We start from the raw sequence: 17,107 nt of genomic DNA on the forward strand, positions 1-17,107 counted from the left end.
GGCCGAGATTCCGACTGTCGAAGCCTGAAGACAACTGACAACCAACAATCGTTTGCCGCGACCGAGACCGCTCGCCACGCCCCTCCGATTCCGAGATCAAGCAATCGGGTGTTCATTTACTGATGACGTCGCCGTCTAGATATCGAGGTTCTCATGCTAGGAGAGTTACCTGATGAGAAGCTGACGAGTCTCAGAAGGTCACAACGAGCTAATGGCGACCGCGTTGATTTCTCCAGAACTCTGTCGCGTACTCGCCACGTGATTTTTGGACCAAGCCACGCACGATGCCGTCCCGACACGAAGCGGGCAAACAGCCTTGCCAAGCGCTCGGACATTACGTCTGAAAGCAAGACGATCAGACTTGAAGAATTCTTGTATCGCGGGAATTCTCCACCTGTGGAGCCCGACTCAAGACGACGGCTGTGGCATCACCATCAATTCGAGATCGCGTAGCATGATGTAGTTCCGCCGGATCCACTGATGCAACTCGATGGAGGTATCCTTCTCTTTGCGCAGATATCCGGTGAACGAAAAGCTCAGTCGATCGATGTAGGTCTTTAGAAATGCCGGTAGCGCTGAAAAGCGGAGTACGCGCGCGCCATGCATGGCTTCAGGTAACTCGCCGCGCAGCATGAATTCATTGTGGACGGTGATTAGCGCCCACGGCGGAATCCGCCACCGCAGCATCTCATAGCTGCGCGAGGAGGCGCGGTCGGTGCCGGCGACGAATAGGATGACGGGGGCGACACGGCGGCGGAGCGCCTCCTTGATGAAGCCGATCTCCTCGCACATCTTGAAGAATTCATCAAAGGCATGGAAGCCGAGGTCGATTACCTTGGCCACCCGGTCGTGCAGGATAAGCCGGTCCATCAGCTGCATCTTGCCGTAGGTGTCGATCACATCCGCCGTCTCAGTGATGTTAGGCAGGTAATCGACCAGTGACGGCTCCTTCAGGTTGATGTCGAACGAGAGCGCAGTGCCGTTCTTCAGCAGCGAGAACTCGCTCATGAGGCGAGAGACGAGGGTATTGCCGACCTGCGGGATAGGAGAGCAGATGATGTAAACGGGCGTGGCTAACATTGCCAGTAATATCAAGCTAACTTCGTATGTGGTTCAGTCCTTCAATCGCCGAACGAGCGACTATTTTTCGCCGCCGCGGGTCAGTGACTTGGCGCCGGCCAAGTCGGTCAAGTTAATGCGATCATATTCGCGCCAGACATTCGCGAGCCAGTGCCGAACATAGCCGCGCAGCACGAAGGAGTGGTTCGCGGCATCGTCGTGCCGATCCTTGTTGGCTACGAAGTTGACGAACGGGACGGAAGCAACTTCGACCTGCTCATAGGCCATCTCGTTGAGCTTAGGGATCGTCAGCTCGGTCGCGTTCTTGATACGGTGGTATAGGAGTTGTAGGTCGACTCGTCCCACTGGAAGAATTGAGTGTCGTTGATGAAGTTCTTGAACAGAAAATACATTGCACCAGTCATGGAACTGGCGGTCTCGGCGATCTCGTCCCGGGAAGCGATGGATGATCCCAAGATGTGGAATACGGCAAAGGTGATCTGGCCGGACCGCGCGGCATCCAAAAAGCCGATGTCGCGCAAGGATGCCAGCGCCGGAGACAGCAAGCCTGCGCGGGCGTCGATCACCGTGATGGATAACCCTGAGTTAAGTGTGTCGAAGATCTTCATCTGATCCGCAGTCGTGGTCATGTCGACGATCTCGGTCATCTCGGGATGGAAGCGCTTCAACGTTCCTCGCGGCGACTCAGTATCGAATGCGCGTGTCTGCACGTTATTGGTATTGAAATAGTCCAGAAGCGTTCGGGATACGGTCGTTTTGCCAACCCCACCCTTGTCCGCACCCACCACAATCACAACTGGCTTTGTCACGGAATCCCCTTAAAGCACTCGCTACCGCCGACCGCGACGTGTGCAATCAGCAAATCTCTGCTTTGGATGCGAAGATGGCAGAAACAAGGGATAGTGGAATCTTTGACGCGTCACCAACGCGTGGTGGGGATTTCTTGATGCGAGGCCATCAGTGACGGTGGGATACGGACGACTAGTTGCTGTGTGCGGTGTTCCACGTCAGGTTTGTGAACATGCGAACGAGCCGTTCTCGGAAAAAGCCGACTGCGGCGATTATGACCGCGACCACCATCAGCGGTACATCGCCGTATATAGATGAGCATCAAACAGCTTGAATCTCACGTAGCGTCAGGTTGTAGGCTTGGAAGAACGATGACCAAGGCTACCACGCAGGCGTCTATGGCTCATTTGAGCAATCAATTCGAGCGGCATGCCTTGCGAGGTCGACCTTCTCGCTTGCGGATGATGACCGATCATTCGGGTACATCTTGTACAAGGATGGGAAGCGCTCTCGCCGGTTATTGGAATGATACTGAAAGCTGGCAAAGTCGCATGTGGCCTGGGGAGTGTCGGATGATACGAATGCTGAATGCTTGGTGATGTAAGTTGCAATTGCGCAGGTCGCGCACCGCCCGCGCTGCGATCAAGCTACCAGAATCTCGCGAAGAGACGCGCTCCCGCTGCATAGGCAGTCGTGTCCGGCCGGGGTGCCGGCGTGGACCAGGCAACGTTCCTGTAAAAGGCCGCCGCAGATACTAACTGAGATTCGTGCCATGCTTCGAAGAAGACATCCGCGCCGGGATATCGTGGGGGTGCGCCACGACATGCAATGCGGTGAGCCAGCAGGCCTGAGGTCAGGCAGGTATCGAAGCGTGCGAGCGCATAGCTGCATGTATGTCGCGGCTTGATAACCCTCTGATTAAGGAAGTCGGGCTCAGAGCCCTTTCGTTCTTCGCATCATCATTCGGTCGACACTTCAACGATGGCCGAATACCGTAATGCAACGATCAGAATAGCCGCATGTTCGGGCGATGAAAGCGGAGCGCTTCAGGAGTTGAACAGCCAAAGTCTAGCATCGCTGGTGAATGGTTTCAGCAAGTGGCCGGAAGAGGCGGCCTCTCGCCAAGCCACGATCGCAATCGCGGGTGACGTCCTTCGCCCCGGCGACCGGCTCTCCCACTTTGATCAGCAGGACTGGCCGGCCGCTTACGGCTCACCTTCGGCTCTCTTCATCAGCGCGGATGCCCAGAGCGCGACGATGACCGCGGTCCTCAACATGCGAACGCCGTCAGGTCGGAATCTCACTCGGCGACCGCGCCCCATGACATCGTCGTCGGATCCGACGTGTAGGGCTCGCTCAGAGCGCGTTTGAGGACTCGCCGCCAACAAACTTGGAGACGGCAACCGGCAAGCATCGGTGATGCGGCAGCCTGTACGGCCAACGCCAGCACCACTGGATGCCCCCGCCGCAAATTGCCAGATACCAGATCATGCTGCGATGCCGAGCGCCCTGGCCGTGAAGTCGCCAGAGGCAAGATGATCCCCGAGCAGGCATTCGAGTTCGGCACGAGACCCAGGGTCGTCGTTTAACGCACGTGTTGTCGTGGTCAGCCGTGTCCGGTTGAAGACGTAATTTCCAGGCCCGACACTACGCAGCTAGTAGTTGACGCGAAGCACATGGTGTGTCTTCTTCAAGCAGCCTCGCACAAAAGGTCTTGTGGCACGCCGATTGCTGGGAGACGGTGAAGAATCCGTCACGACAATGGCGGTATCGCAGGCACCGGCCCGGGAGTTTAGATGAGGCTTGCTCAGTTGATCCAAATCAATGCCATAACTGCTGTACTGTTGAGTGCTGGAGCGCCGATTGAAGCCACATCCGTCGTGGTGCCGCTGTCATTCGGCCAGCAGCGGCATTGGTCCTGTCGCGTCTGATCGTCGGCAGAGAGGCACATCCAGATCGCGCCTCGGTCGCGGCGAACTGGGAGAGCCTGCCCTTCAGTGGCTTCGGAAATGGTCGTGAATGAGGCGCAGTGCACTACCTTCGTGGAGGGGGCGGCGAGCCGTTCCAGCAGATCGGCGGCTGGAGTTAAGATAGAGAGCTCGATTGGCGCGCAAGAGCTTTGAACCGAGAGAACGAAGTACATTTGCTGGCCGCGGCGCAGAACCACCCTGCGACAGTGGGCTGGGCGCCATGTTTGAAGCGGCTCGGTGACCATCGTGCCCCAGGAGAAAAAGGATGAAGCTTGGACTGTTTTATGAACACCAGTTGCCGCGTCCTTGGGAGGACGGCAGCGAGCGAAAATTGTTCAGTGATGCGCTGGAGCAGATCGAACTGGCCGATCGGCTTCGATTCGATCACATGTGGGCGGTTGAGCATCATTTCCTCGAGGAGTACTCCCACTCATCCGCACCCGAGGTCTTTCTGGGTGCCGTCTCCCAGCGTACAAAGACTATTCGCATTGGTCACGGCATTTGCCTGTCCTCCCCGAATTACAACCATCCGGCGCGGGTGGCGGAGCGCCTGGCGACGCTCGATCTGATCTCTGGGGGGCGCGCCGAGTGGGGGACCGGAGAATCCGCGTCGCTGATCGAGATGCATGGCTTTGGGATCGAGCCCGAGCAGAAAAATGCCATGTGGCGGGAAGGGGTCGAGCAGACCGCCAATATGATGACGATGCGGCCGTATCCCGGGTACGACGGGCAATTCTTCTCAATGCCGACCCGTAACATCGTGCCAAAGCCGGTCCAGAAGCCGCACCCACCGATCTGGATGGCGTGTTCCCGGCGCGACAGTATTTTGCGTGCCGCGCGTTACGGGGTAGGGGCGCTGGTTTTTGGATTTGTGGAGGCGTCGCAAGCGAAAGTGTGGCGCGACGAGTATTATCAGATCATCAAGTCCAATGAGTGCGTGCCCATTGGGCATTCGGTAAACGCCAATATCGCCACTCTCAACGGTATGATGGTTCATGAGAACGCCGAAGAAGCGATGCGTCGAGGACTCGATGGTTTCAAGTTCTTCGGTTATTCGATCGCGCATTATGCGGTATATGGCGAACACCGTCCTGGGCGCACGAATTTGTGGCGGCGCTTCCAAGCGATCAAGGACGAGATGAAGGAGACGCCAGGCTCAGGCAGCATCGGACAGCCCAGGAGTGTTCGCGAGCATCTCATGGGGTATGCTGATGCCGGTATCGACCAGATGATCTTTATCCAGCAGTGCGGCATGAATAAGCACGAGCATATCTGTGAGGCACTTGAGCTGTTCGCCAAAGAGGTCATGCCTGCTCTGAAAGAGCGGGAAGACGAGCGCGTCCGACGTAAAGAAGAGGAGCTGGCTCCCTACGTAGAGGCGGCACTTGCCCGCAAGTCCTCGATGCCCGAGCTGCACGAGTCGGACATCCCGAATGTCGAGGCGATTGGCATCGTCCTTGAGCGTTGTACAGGTAAGGACTACGCCTCGGCCGGTGGCACCTTCGCGGACCCGACCCGCGGAGGCGCCATTCCGATGGCTTCACGCGAGTCCTTCGCCAAGTCGGCCAAGGTCGACTGACGCGAGGGCCGCGATGGGATCTGGCCGAGTTCATGGGCGGGTGCCCTCAGTGGCCGGCAACGGCCGAGGAAATCGGCCACGCATCGCTCACAGTCCTAAGAAGCTTGTGTGCTGGCCGCGCCAATCCTACAAGTGATTTCTCTGCGAAGCTGGGAACCCAAAGCTATGCGTCTAAGTTTTCTGGGTGACTACGTTGATCGGGGTAGATGCCGAATGCCTCACCCCCTGAATCCAATTGCCCCTTTAGCTGATGGATGCCCCAATCCATACGCGAAATCATGGGTACTACTCAGTTATCCGAACTGGGCTGAGCATTGAAATCCTATAAGCATCTGCGCATTCGATGAAGATATCCCAAGCCTTTTGAAACGGCTCACCGGCTCCCGAACGTGCCGCCCACACATAGGTGCAGCCGCGTGCACGGCCATTCCTATAGGGTCGAGGTGCAACTCGATGGACCAGGGATCCTGTCACCGGATTCGTCGTAGACTTTTCTGACCTAGATCATCAGTGCACTTGATCATTGATGCCTAAACGAAGTCGAGGGATTGGAGAATCCTACGGCAGAGAACATTGCCGTTTTGATCTTGGAGAGATTGAAGCACAAGCTTCATCAAATATTATCCGTTCGAGCCTACGAAACCTCCGATTGTTGGGCTGAATATGAGGGACGATGACAAGAAAAGCACCTTGTTTGGCCTGCTTCTCGTCGTCGAATTTGCAATCCTTCGAGCCCTATAGCTTGAAAAAAGCGTGCATCTAAAACCCCTTCTGCCCGAACGATCGATTCCCGCTCAAGCGCTAGGAGAGTCTTCACAGGCCGATTGCTTATGGGTCCCGGATCACGCTCGCTTGTTCGGCACGCGGAGGACTACTCTGCCGCGACCTGTGGCTCTCGTTTAGATATGCCCGGTACGCCAACGCAATGCCCTCCCTCAGCGAGGTGCGGGCTCGCCAGCCGAGCGCGGTGAGATGGCAGACATCGAGCAGCTTGCGCGGCGTGCCGTCGGGGCGCGAGGTGTCAAAGCTGATCTCGCCGGTATAGCCGACAGTTGCGGCCGCGACACGGGCGAATTCGGCAATCGTGGTGTCCTCGCCGGTGCCGATATTGACTAGTTCGTCATCCGAATAGGTCTTCATCAAATGGATGCAGGCGTCCGCGAGGTCGTCGACATAGAGGAATTCGCGCCGTGGCGTGCCGGTGCCCCAGACCGCGACCTCGCTGGCGCCGGATGCCTTCGCCTCATGGAAACGGCGGATCAACGCAGCCACGACGTGGCTATATTCGGGATGATAATTGTCTCCGGGGCCATAGAGATTGGTCGGCATCACATTGATGAAGTCGGTGCCATACTGGCTCCGATAGGCCTCCACCATCTTGATACCGGCGATCTTCGCAATCGCATATGGCTCGTTGGTCGGCTCCAGTGGGCCGGTCAACATGGAATCCCCGCGCAGCGGCTGCGGCGCCAGCTTGGGGTAGATGCAGGAGGAGCCGAGAAACATCAGTTTCTCGGCGCCATGGACATGCGCGGCATGGATCACGTTCGCCGCAATCGCCAGATTGTCGTAGAGGAATTCTGCGCGCAGCGTGTTGTTGGCGACGATGCCGCCGACCTTGCCTGCCGCCAGAAATACGACCTGCGGTCGGTGGGCGGCGAACCACCGGTTGACCGCCCCCTGATCACGCAGATCGACCTCATTGCGGGTCGTTGTCAGCAGTTCGACATCTTCACGCCCCAGCCGGCGCGCCAGTGCGGAACCGACCATGCCGCGATGGCCGGCGACGTAGACGGTCTTGCCCTTCAGCTCAAAGGGAATGCTTACCATGAGCCGCCTCCCGTCGCGCGTCTTCGAGGTCGCTCGCGACCATCTCCTTGACCAGCTGGGCAAAGGGCGTCTTGGGCTTCCAGCCCAGTTTCTCCCGCGCCTTGCTGGCGTCGCCAATCAGAAGGTCGACCTCCGTGGGCCGGAAATACTCCGGATCGATGCGCACCACGGTCTTGCCGGACTTCTTGTCGACACCGGTCTCCTCGACGCCCTTGCCGTGCCATTCGATGCTGCGGCCGACTTCGGCAAAGGCGACTTCGATCAGTTCGCGCACCGAGCGCGTCTCGCCGGTGGCGAGCACGAAATCGTCAGGCTGATCCGCCTGCAGGATCGCATGCATGCCCTCGATATAGTCCTTCGCATGCCCCCAGTCGCGCTTGGCCTCGAGATTGCCGAGATAGAGCGTGTCCTCAAGCCCCACCTCGAGGCGGGCAACGCCGCGCGTGATCTTGCGGGTGACAAAGGTCTCGCCGCGGATCGGGCTCTCATGGTTGAACAGGATGCCGTTGCAAGCGAACATGCCGTAGGCTTCGCGATAATTCACCGTAATCCAGTAGCCGTACAGTTTTGCGACCCCGTAGGGCGAACGCGGATAGAACGGCGTGGTCTCCTTCTGCGGCACCTCCTGGACCAGGCCGTACAATTCCGACGTAGAGGCCTGGTAGAAGCGCGTCTCCTTTTCCATGCCGAGAATGCGGATCGCCTCGAGCAGGCGCAGAACGCCGACCGCGTCGGCGTTGGCGGTGTATTCCGGGCTTTCGAAGCTGACGCCGACATGGCTCTGGGCAGCGAGGTTGTAGATCTCGGTCGGCCTGATCTGCTGCATCAGCCGGATCAGGTTGGTCGAGTCGGTCATGTCGCCGTAATGCAGCAGGAACGGCACGTTGCGGGCATGCGGGTCCTGGTAGAGGTGATCGATCCGCGCCGTGTTGAACGAGGACGACCGCCGCTTGATGCCGTGGACCTCATAGCCGAGGCCAAGCAGATATTCGGCCAGATAGGCACCGTCCTGGCCGGTGACGCCCGTGATCAGCGCCACGCGCCGCTGTGAATCCTGAGCCGTCATTCTCTCTCCGGTTATGCGCAAGGGAAGGCCGTCATTTGCGAAGTCTAACTGAAAGTCGATTCAAATCAGGCGGTTAGGCCGCCGAGTCAGCATCGGCCGGGGCAATGAAAGCTGGAGCCCGCCCTTTGCCTTGTGCTGTGGTGCGATTGTGACGAGCTACTTTGCAATTCGACAGCAATGACATGGTACGACGCGCCTATTGAAGAGCCCGAAATACGCTGGCGACGCATCCTAAAAGCCACGAGTTGATCGAGAGGCGCGCATAATCCATCCGATTTATCGTCAGGCCGGCGCATACACTATATATACATTGATATACATTGCGCAGGAAGGGGGTGCGTGTAATCGAGAATTCAAGGACAAAGTTCAACGGACCTCCGCGAGGCCCTGTAAGTAGGCAGCTGCCGAGCGCTCCAAAAGTTCTCGACAGGACTGCTGGCTAGGCTTCGGCAGGCCTTTTTCTAAGAGACCGCATATTTCCATGGAACCCACATCATCCTTAACAGTACAATCGGCAGATTGCTTCTCTTCTTCCAAAAGCCGGATCGCGTTATCTTGGACATCGGCTGCAACGACGGAACCGATACGCGAAAGTTTCTCGAGCTCTGCCCGCAGGCTCAGCTCTACTGCTTTGAGCCAGATCCCCGAGCGGCTGCTCGCTTCAAGAAAAACATGGATCTGTACCTCGACAAAGTGAAGCTATTCGAGATCGCGGTCAGTGAGCGAAATGGCAGGGTCGATTTCCATCCAAGCAATGGAAATGGAGATGCGAAGGAATGGGATCTCTCTGGCTCAATACGCCGACCCAAGAATCATCTCGTGGAACATGACTGGGTTCGGTTTGATCATCCCATCTCAGTTGAAACTCGACGGTTGGATGATTGGTGCCGTGAGGCGAACTTAAAACGCATCGATTTCATCTGGATGGACGTGCAGGGAGCCGAGTCCGATGTGATCGCTGGCGGCAGGAATACCTTGAGCAACACGCGCTTCGTCTACACGGAATGCAGCGACCAGGAGCTCTATGAAGGGCAGCAGTCCCTGCAAGCCAATCTTGACCTGTTACCTTCGTTCGTCCGGCGATGAACCCTTACTCGCCTGCGATCAGCTCTTCGATAAGAACTCGCAAGTACCCAAATCCCGAAAAGCCGCAAGCCCAACAAAAACAGCTTGAATCTCACGTAGCGTCAGGTTGTAGGCTTGAAAAAATGCTGACTAAAGCCATCATTAGCAACTCAAACGAGTGCCACGCAACGTTCCCATTGAGGGATTCGCGTCTTCTCGAGCATCCTCGTGACGCTTTCATTCAGTGTGCTTCGAGAGGCTGAGTCACTTCGCGTGTTGGCAGGCAGAAACAGATCGGAGTCAAGGAAAGATCCACAAATCCAAGAGGGCTCGTAAGAGGGCTCGTAGTGGTGCGACGTGGGAGGTAGATCAGTCCGTGCAAGCGCTTCGGAGGGCCGGCCACCCTTAGGCAGAGTCACCCATGTGGGTGAGGCGTGCGCCGCATTGGCTGGGCTGCGTGGCACGTTGCGATCTTCTCAGCCGATCTTGATATGCAGGTGGCGAGGGCGCCGTATTCTTTAGGAAGTGCGGTATCGCTGCGAAGGAGCTGAACTACTGTGATGCTTGCTGCCTTCTCCTCGTTTCGTGGAGCATGTTGGGAAACCTCAGTCCGCTGCTCACCGGGGGCCGGCGGTTGCGCCGGCATGGTCATCATGTTCGTGTAATTTCGGACTCCCGCCATGCGTGCAGAAGTCGACGTCGCCGCTTTCGAGTTCGTGTCACGGCGAAGCGCCCCAATGGGTGAGGCTGCGGATCCGGCAGACGTCTCGAACTTCCGAGATCGTATGCGCAGGGTCGTCTTTGAGCCTTACTCTGCTTACTGCAGCCCCATAAGTAGAGTCTAGAAGTCGACGGAAGCTGTCTCGCCCAAGTTTCCTGAGCCCGCATGATGTGACCGTCGTGGCAACACAGGCGCGGAGGCGGAGCGGCTTTGGCCGGTCTTTCAACGGCGACCACAACTTCGCCGACAGGCGAGCCAACATTCAGAAAGGAAGCATGTCTTGACTCAGGCCGAAAAAGACGTGGTCGAGCACATGCTCGCATCATTAGCGATCAGCTCGCTGCAAAGTGGCATTGCACCTACCAACGAACAGGTTGCGCATCATTTTGAGCTATCATGCGAGGAGGTTGGACTTGTCGTCACGCTTGAATCTGCGACCCGAATCTTCAATTGCGTCGCACGTGAGATCCACAAGGCGCAGTCGGTGCTCGAGTTCATCGGTCGCGCCACGGATCAAATGCAGTGAGCGAGAGCTCCTCGCACGACCGCGCAGCACAAAGTCGCCCTCGTTGGTCCGGCATCATAATGGAGGGTAGGACCGACAGGTTAGGTTCCACATAGACTGCATAATTCTGCTCGACGTCCACAAGCAGGGTACCAATCCGCCCCGACCTCTGCCTCACCGGAATTGTTGAAGGCCGTACCCGTCCACTCTGAGCACTCTGCGACAGCTCCGACAACGGTGATGCAATTCGGCCAGCCAGGTGTGGCGCGAGGGCTGTCGATCTCGAAAGCGGGTCGCGTCAGCGCAGAGCTCGTCCGATGCACGCTCGATCGGTCCGATCCTGCCGTCGAAATATCGAGCGTCGCAGAGCATGACTTCGTCTCGGACGCTGCGGGCCTTGAGCGGCCTGCGATCTCAGGCTAGCTAACGTAAAGCGAGCTCAGATCTGCAGCTTCAGATTGTTCCAGAACAAAGGTTGGTCCAACCTATGAAAACGCTAACGACGTTAGGGGCTGCTATCGGCGCAGCTTTGGCAAATGACATCAGCTTTTCCGGCGGATCGATATGTGACCCGGTCCCCCTCCCATTTCCGGCCGAAGACGACATGTTGGGGAACGTCTCGCTTCGTCGTCGGCGTGAGTTCGCCTGGGGACGGCATCACGCTCATGAGGTCTTGCGCAAATTGGGTTTCGCTCCTGTTCCGATTTTGTCGAGAGTGGATCGGGCTCCTCTTTGGCCTTCGGGGGTCGTCGGCAGCATTTCCCACTCTTCGTCTGATTGCGGAGCTGTTGCTGGAAAGTCCAACACTGTGCTCGCTCTGGGGTTGGACATTGAAGATCATGAACCGCTAGGTGCGGACCTTTTGCCGCTCGTGTGCACCTCCGAGGAAATCGAACGTAAGGAGTGGTCCAGCAGTCGCTTCGGCCCGAAATTGTTCTTCGCAATAAAGGAAGCCGTATACAAATCATATGCGCCGGCAACTGGTGAATTCTTGGATTTTCAAGATGTCAGTGTCAGGACGAATGATCAGAGCGGGGTCTTCGAGGCTGAGATTGTCAACCCGGAAAAGCCTACTAGTTTCGGCAGTCGAACCATAAATGGAATCTATCGTCCATTTGTTGGAGGAATTCTAGCACTAGCCGTGCGATTTCGAGGCGCGTGATGCATCTCGTCAGCTAAATGCTGGAAGGCCAAACGAGACCTCATCGAGGTTGCCTTGCAATTGAAGAATATTCTTCTGTTCTAGTAGCGAGTGGGCGCTTTGACTCCGATAAGAAGCTTAATGTGTATGACTCCGTAGCGCCCCGCTGCCCTCTCCGCGATCCGACCAGACAAGGTCCTTCACCGAGCCCTTTCTGATCGAACGTGAGCTGAGATGCCGGTCATCATGTGGGTCTCTCAATCAGGAAACCGTGAAAAGGGAGCGCCTGATAGGTCACGACTAGCTGCCGTTATCCGGGTTTCGCGCGATGATGCCCACGCTCGCAATAGCGATGGCGGCGTTAGATCCAACATCGAACAAGCTATGTAACTGCCGGATACGCAACGTGGTGAGAGCGACGCCGCAAGCAACAGCCAAGCCAGAGATGATCGAGGCGGTGGGCGCCCGTCGGGCTGCCGAGTCGCAATTCGCCTTGGCCTGCGCGCGCGCTTCCGTACGAAAGCAAACGCGCCTCTTGTCTAGAAGCCGCCAAGCTGTTGCGAATGCGACATCGCGAGCGAAAAAAACAGCCAATTTGCGGTTGCGTCGCAGTGGCTCAAATCCTGCACCGCGCCAGGTGGCAGTAGGGCCAAGCCGGTCGCAGAAGTCCGAAGTTGCAATTGAAAGGGGAATCGCGAGCTGCGGAGCATTGGGAGCTTTTTGGGTTTCTAAGCCTCTCAACCCATTTCCGCTGTGCTTCGTTACGCTTGCGGACCGGTGCTGTTCGCACGGTTCTCGACATAGGTGTAATGATGAAATCCGCGTCTAGTGAGAACGAATCGATCAAGACCGTCGCCCCTGAGAGCCAATCGAGTGTCAACGCCATTCTGACGACGGCTTTTACAATGTGCCCCTTATCTAGGTGGCTCTATCCGGAGCCGGAGCGCTACTTGCGCCATTCAGCGGGTTCATCGAGCATTACTGCGGCGATCCATACACCAATCGAAGCGGCATATTTCGATAACGGCGACAAGGCGCGCTTCTGTGGCAGACCGACAAAATGCATCGGAACGACGCGCGGATGATGAAGTTCCTGCTCGGGAGCGTTCCAGAGTACAGGCGAGCGGAAACCGAAAGGGTACCCCGATTGTTCTCTGATATGCGATCCGCAGCCTAGGTATCGGAGGGATCAAGCGAACCTTCCGTCAATGTGAGCAACTCGCGGCCTACGCAGCCGAAGAGCTAAATGCCCATGGCGTGAGAGCGTGGCGCAATCCCGATGCGCTGACCGTGGTCTTCCCTCCCGTTGGAGAATGCATCAAGACCAAGTGGTAGATTGCGACGCAGGACGTCAGCCACCTGGTCGTCACGCCGGGCACGACCAAGCACCAGATCGATGCGCTAATCGAAGCTATGACGACGAGAAGGCTGGGGCTCGAGGAATCGGACATTCGTGATGGCTGCGTGTGGCACGCTTAACCCCCTAACATCGGAGTAGGTGAGGTGCGTCGAGTGTCTACTCCGCTTGCTCTCGAAGGAGATGAATGTTGCAATCACATTGATCGAGCACCGCATCATGACACTCGAAGGGTTGTCGGGCCTTAGTAGTCTCGCATTCGTTGCCGGAACGGCCTATCGTACCGAGCCAAACATGGTGCGGTCCTCTCGGTCGGATCCGTCACCTTTGGCTAAGGACTGCCGATAAAAATTTCGATGAACGTTTCTGGAGCTTCGGGCGAATGTCCTCGACGCGATCTCAAGCCGGAGCACTGTTGTGGATCGGCGAGGAGAACCAATGGCGACAAACGAGCGTTGCTAGTCGCGAAGCGTCTAGCCGTCAAATCTTGTGCAAGCAATTTCTGCGGGGGACGTCGAGTTGGGTAAGTCAAGCGAGCGGATTGGAAGCGCCCGAGTAAGCTTAAGAAGGAAGCGTGCCGGAGCGGCTTCCGCCTACCGCTGCGCGACCGCAAAGGCGCCGATCGATGAGAAGGGGGGCTGCCATTCGGCGTGCCCGGCTCGAGAGCGGGCTTACGCTTGGCGATGGTGCATCGGCAGCATGTATTTCAGTCCGGATGATCAGTCGGTTCGAAACGAGGCAATCGACCGTCAGCATTGTGCTGCTTGAAAGTTTCTGCGCGAGATTAGGTAATGACCTGGGCGTTTTTCCGTGAAGTTGAACGACGGGAGAGGCTCAACTCAAAGGCGCTGATCAAAGTGGAGGTCGTCCGCTCAGCTGGCAGGTACGGCACACCTATCGCTTGCTGTCGCACCGAAAGGGAGCACGGAAGCTTTTCGAACCCTTCCTCATCAGCATACAAGCAGAAAGCGATAGCATCCGCGGTTTCTATGCGCGTTAAGTGATGAAAAGCGCGCAAACGCGTCGATCCGCGGGGTGAAACGCCTGCATCAGCGTGTTGTCAATTCTCGGATGGTGCTTCAACGGGAACAGCAAAGCCCGCCTTTACGCGATCCAATACGACCATCGTCTTGAAGCTCTTAATGTCCGGGTTCACATAGAAGAACCGCCGAGTGAACTCCTCATAATCTTCCATTGTGGGCGCGGTAACGTATAGGACAAAATCCGCGTCGCCGGTGACGTAGAAGCCGTTGACGATCTCAACGGACGATCTGATGGCCTTCTTGAATCTATCGATTATATCTGAACGCTCTCGCTCCATGGTCACCAGCACCAGCATTTGAATAGGTCTGCCCACCGCTTTCGGCGAAACGATTGAAACATCGGCCTCGATAATGCCCTCCGAACGGAGCCTCTTCAGTCGTCGTTGACACGCGGTAGCAGAAAGCCCTGCTAGTGCGCCGATCACCTCGGAAGTTAGGCGGTTGTTCTTTTGCACAATCTCGAGGATGCGGGCGTCTATCCGATCGTATTGCATAATCGGCTCCCCGGCCTTGAGGTGAATTTCATCCCGAAAGGCGTCCAAAATATTCCAAATGCATGCGATGATTTCAACGAATGACCGCGTGGGCCATCGCACCGTCTTGGCCGCTGGTAGTGAGTCTGCTCCGCCAGGAGTTGATCATCCTGCCGGATGAAGAGCAGCCAGTGAACGTTAACGACGACGTGTGAATGGTATGAGGCGTTGGTGCGATCACCTGCTGCTCCCCACCTTTGCCAAAGATCGTTCGTTTAAAGGAGGGCCTATGCTCAAATTTCAAGCTGGCTCTGCTTTCTCTTGCGAAGCTTTTGGGTTCCGGAGATTGCGGGCCCCTCGGCTCTAACTTGCTGACGGATTTGCTCAAGCTGGCGGCCGATCTCGGCCTTGCCGCTGGCAACGCGATTGCGCCAAAGACCGCTTACAATGTTCGCATCCTTCTGAAAACGTTGCTCCACGCTCCGGGCCTTCTCCTCGCCTATCCATCGTTGGGGCGCTGCCGCCGGCGGCCCAGGGCGATGACCTCGATGCAACGATAGGAATCAACTTCCTGCCTGAAATCATGCATCGCATTGCCGCCATTCCACCTCCACTGATGAACTCAGTCTAGGCCGGATCGCAGGTGAGCCGAAGGATGGAGGTGAGGGGCTCATGCCGGTAGACTTAGTTACGTGTTGAGCGGCACAGGTACTGAAGTTGACTTGAGCCTCAACGTGAAAGGAAATGTGGTCGCTAACAGCCGTTCGAAGGCGGAACACTGTTCAACCAGGCGTTGCTCGATGAGCTTTCGCTCCTCATCAGGCAACTCGCTTTGAAGCAACTTAAGACAACGCCAAATTTCATTGCGCACTGATCTGATCTCACTTAAGCTATCATCAATCGAAGTACTCATGGATGCCGACACAGTGTGGAACTAACCTTTGAAAACTTATCAAAGTGTCATCCTCGGCGAAGCCGCACACTGAATCGCCTTCATCACGAACGTTTCAGGTGTGTTGAGGATGGCCGGAAGATCAGGCCGACAGTGGCATTCATGGCATCAAGATAGCATCGATAGATGCAGGCCTCGCGCGCCGATCTCGGGGCCACCATAAATCTTAGGCTCTCAATCGAGCCACGGTGGAAGCTTTGCGCATGTTCGCCTTCAGTCGGCATTACGTCTATAGCCTCCCTACATTGTCTTCCGCTTCACCATGCCCGCAGGTGAGGTGCAGCGATCCCAAGTCTGAGGTCCGCCTTGTTGGCGAAGCGGCTCGCTCCATCGGAGTGCTTTGCGAGGTTTGCTGAGTTTAACGAATATTTAGATCTTGATTAATGCAATGAGCAGCGCATCTTCGTGGAATTTCTGCGCTTTGGTACATTTTTTTGATGGATTCAAGCGGCCGGGATGCGATGGGTTTGTAGCAGCACTCGTGAAGTCGCCACTGCCAATACAGGCACGCGAACAAGCTTTAACGCGAGCCATGTGTTACCGGCAGAGCGTGTGAGATGTCGATCTCGGCCTTCCTTTTTCATTACGGGGGCGGAGAATGCTTACTCTCCACATTTCTTCCGATCATGGTCGTCTGGATGGAAGGAGTGCACCATATCGCTTTCTACGGTAACCGGCATGAGGCCCCCACCTCGCCATCGCGAGGTTCACCTGCGATACAGCTTGGCATGAGCTGATCTGTGGAGGTGGCGCGATGGCAAATGCCATGCTTGATGCCAGGCAGGAAGGTGACTCTTATCGCCGCGTCGAGGTGATCACCGGGGAGCGCCGACGGTGACGGTGGACGGGCGAGGAGAAGGCCCGGATCGTGGCGGAGAGCGTTGAGGAGGGTGCGAACATCTCCGAGGTGGCGCGGCGCAATGGCGTTTCCCGCGGGCTGCTTACGGTGTGGCGACGCCAAGTTGCGGCGGCGGTAGCGGGCAAGCCGCCAAACTTCGTGCCGATCCAAATTGGTGCCGAGAGCGGTGGCGGGACAGCAGGCGAGTCCGAGCGTATTTCGCCGGTACAAACGAAGCCTTTGGAGATCAGCGCGCCGCGGGCCAAGGCCTGCGGGGTGATCGAGATCGAGGTGAGCGGGGCGCGCATCCGGGGCGAGCCGGGCGTGGAGCTGGCGACGCTGTCGACCGTGCTGGCAGCGCTTCGGGGCATCCGGTGATTGCGCTACGGTCCGACCTCAAGGTGGTGCTGGCGACACAGCCGGTCGATTTCCGCAAGTCGGTGCACACGCTGTCGGCGCTGGTGAGCGAAGCCTGCGCGCGAATCCGTATTGCGGCGACGTCTTCGTGTTCCGCAGCAAGCGTATGGACAGAGTGAAGCTTCTGGCGTGGGACTGCAGCGGCATGGTGCTGGTGACGAAGTGGCTGCACCAGGGACGCTTTACCTGGCCGCCCGTCCGCGACGGCGTGGTGCATCTAAGTGCGACGCAGCTCGCGATGCTGCTCGACTATCCATGCGAATGCCCCTCCTCGTGAGGCT

Annotated in this window: 12 protein-coding genes and 3 pseudogenes; 9 read left to right on the forward strand and 6 right to left on the reverse strand. The window is 57.2% G+C overall.

Features of this window, described 5'->3' with window-relative positions:
- Positions 1 to 408: 408 nt before the first annotated feature.
- Entirely contained in the window at positions 409 to 1,080 is a 672-nt protein-coding gene (locus KJQ96_RS32980; protein WP_213254890.1) for a hypothetical protein, read from the reverse strand.
- 60 nt (positions 1,081 to 1,140) lie between these two features.
- Positions 1,141 to 1,889 (reverse strand): annotated as a pseudogene (locus KJQ96_RS32985) (hypothetical protein).
- Between the two features lie 2,215 nt (positions 1,890 to 4,104).
- Here KJQ96_RS32985 and KJQ96_RS32990 point away from each other — a divergent pair.
- Entirely contained in the window at positions 4,105 to 5,418 is a 1,314-nt protein-coding gene (locus KJQ96_RS32990; protein ID WP_213254892.1) for an LLM class flavin-dependent oxidoreductase, read from the forward strand.
- Positions 5,419 to 5,789: 371 nt separating this feature from the next.
- Positions 5,790 to 6,095: pseudogene (locus KJQ96_RS32995) on the forward strand (6-pyruvoyl tetrahydropterin synthase family protein); the annotation flags it as partial.
- 151 nt (positions 6,096 to 6,246) lie between these two features.
- On the opposite strand, the gene KJQ96_RS33000 reads toward KJQ96_RS32995, so the two are convergent.
- Both KJQ96_RS33000 and gmd read right to left on the reverse strand, forming a co-directional pair.
- Positions 6,247 to 7,248: a GDP-L-fucose synthase gene (locus KJQ96_RS33000; protein WP_283772421.1), complete on the reverse strand. Its 1,002-nt coding sequence runs from the start codon at positions 7,246 to 7,248 to the stop codon at positions 6,247 to 6,249.
- On the reverse strand, positions 7,229 to 8,314 hold the full coding sequence (gmd, locus tag KJQ96_RS33005) for a GDP-mannose 4,6-dehydratase (protein ID WP_213254894.1): 1,086 nt from the start codon (positions 8,312 to 8,314) through the stop codon (positions 7,229 to 7,231). The genes KJQ96_RS33000 and gmd overlap by 20 nt, the downstream gene beginning before the upstream one ends.
- Before the next feature lie 555 nt (positions 8,315 to 8,869).
- On the opposite strand from gmd, the gene KJQ96_RS33010 reads away from it, so the two are divergent.
- The 4 genes from KJQ96_RS33010 to KJQ96_RS42250 all read left to right on the forward strand — a co-directional run bounded on the left by KJQ96_RS33010 (position 8,870) and on the right by KJQ96_RS42250 (position 13,917).
- On the forward strand, positions 8,870 to 9,400 hold the full coding sequence (locus KJQ96_RS33010) for an FkbM family methyltransferase (RefSeq protein WP_305830722.1): 531 nt from the start codon (positions 8,870 to 8,872) through the stop codon (positions 9,398 to 9,400).
- Positions 9,401 to 10,380: 980 nt separating this feature from the next.
- Positions 10,381 to 10,626, forward strand: coding sequence for a hypothetical protein (locus KJQ96_RS33015; RefSeq protein WP_244608732.1), 246 nt, complete (start codon positions 10,381 to 10,383; stop codon positions 10,624 to 10,626).
- A 583-nt stretch (positions 10,627 to 11,209) separates the two neighbouring features.
- A complete protein-coding gene (locus KJQ96_RS42245; RefSeq protein ID WP_375293227.1) occupies positions 11,210 to 11,767 on the forward strand; it encodes a 4'-phosphopantetheinyl transferase in 558 nt (185 codons plus the stop codon).
- A gap of 1,961 nt (positions 11,768 to 13,728) precedes the next feature.
- The gene (locus tag KJQ96_RS42250) at positions 13,729 to 13,917 is read left to right on the forward strand and encodes a helix-turn-helix transcriptional regulator (protein ID WP_108523203.1); all 189 of its coding nucleotides are present in this window, start codon (positions 13,729 to 13,731) and stop codon (positions 13,915 to 13,917) included.
- A gap of 246 nt (positions 13,918 to 14,163) precedes the next feature.
- Here the strand turns inward: KJQ96_RS42250 and KJQ96_RS33030 are convergent, their stop codons facing one another.
- Together KJQ96_RS33030 and KJQ96_RS33035 are read right to left on the reverse strand one after the other, a co-directional pair.
- Positions 14,164 to 14,640, reverse strand: coding sequence for an Lrp/AsnC family transcriptional regulator (locus KJQ96_RS33030; protein ID WP_108523191.1), 477 nt, complete (start codon positions 14,638 to 14,640; stop codon positions 14,164 to 14,166).
- Positions 14,641 to 14,912: 272 nt separating this feature from the next.
- Positions 14,913 to 15,098, reverse strand: coding sequence for a hypothetical protein (locus KJQ96_RS33035; protein ID WP_145963793.1), 186 nt, complete (start codon positions 15,096 to 15,098; stop codon positions 14,913 to 14,915).
- A gap of 1,323 nt (positions 15,099 to 16,421) precedes the next feature.
- Between KJQ96_RS33035 and KJQ96_RS33040 the strand changes: the two are divergent.
- From KJQ96_RS33040 to tnpB, 3 genes and pseudogenes are all read left to right on the forward strand, one after another.
- Positions 16,422 to 16,787 (forward strand): annotated as a pseudogene (locus KJQ96_RS33040) (transposase); the annotation flags it as partial.
- Positions 16,784 to 16,945, forward strand: a complete 162-nt coding sequence (locus KJQ96_RS33045; RefSeq protein ID WP_213254921.1) for a hypothetical protein — start codon at positions 16,784 to 16,786, stop codon at positions 16,943 to 16,945. The pseudogene KJQ96_RS33040 and the gene KJQ96_RS33045, both read left to right, overlap by 4 nt.
- A complete protein-coding gene (gene tnpB / locus KJQ96_RS33050) occupies positions 16,933 to 17,103 on the forward strand; it encodes an IS66 family insertion sequence element accessory protein TnpB (RefSeq protein ID WP_249727018.1) in 171 nt (56 codons plus the stop codon). Before KJQ96_RS33045 ends, tnpB begins: the two co-directional genes overlap by 13 nt.
- Positions 17,104 to 17,107 lie beyond the last annotated feature (4 nt).

Source organism: Bradyrhizobium sp. sGM-13, assembly GCF_018398875.1.
Taxonomy (GTDB): domain Bacteria; phylum Pseudomonadota; class Alphaproteobacteria; order Rhizobiales; family Xanthobacteraceae; genus Bradyrhizobium.

Excerpts from the sequence above, each read along its gene's own strand:
- KJQ96_RS32980 (WP_213254890.1), bottom strand. The coding sequence starts at position 1,080 with ATGTTAGCCACGCCCGTTTACATCATCTGCTCTCCTATCCCGCAGGTC.
- gmd (WP_213254894.1), bottom strand. The coding sequence starts at position 8,314 with ATGACGGCTCAGGATTCACAGCGGCGCGTGGCGCTGATCACGGGCGTC.
- KJQ96_RS33000 (WP_283772421.1), bottom strand. The coding sequence starts at position 7,248 with ATGGTAAGCATTCCCTTTGAGCTGAAGGGCAAGACCGTCTACGTCGCC.
- KJQ96_RS33030 (WP_108523191.1), bottom strand. The coding sequence starts at position 14,640 with ATGCAATACGATCGGATAGACGCCCGCATCCTCGAGATTGTGCAAAAG.
- KJQ96_RS42250 (WP_108523203.1), top strand. The coding sequence starts at position 13,729 with ATGAGAAGGGGGGCTGCCATTCGGCGTGCCCGGCTCGAGAGCGGGCTT.
- KJQ96_RS32990 (WP_213254892.1), top strand. The coding sequence starts at position 4,105 with ATGAAGCTTGGACTGTTTTATGAACACCAGTTGCCGCGTCCTTGGGAG.
- KJQ96_RS42245 (WP_375293227.1), top strand. The coding sequence starts at position 11,210 with ATGTTGGGGAACGTCTCGCTTCGTCGTCGGCGTGAGTTCGCCTGGGGA.
- tnpB (WP_249727018.1), top strand. The coding sequence starts at position 16,933 with ATGGACAGAGTGAAGCTTCTGGCGTGGGACTGCAGCGGCATGGTGCTG.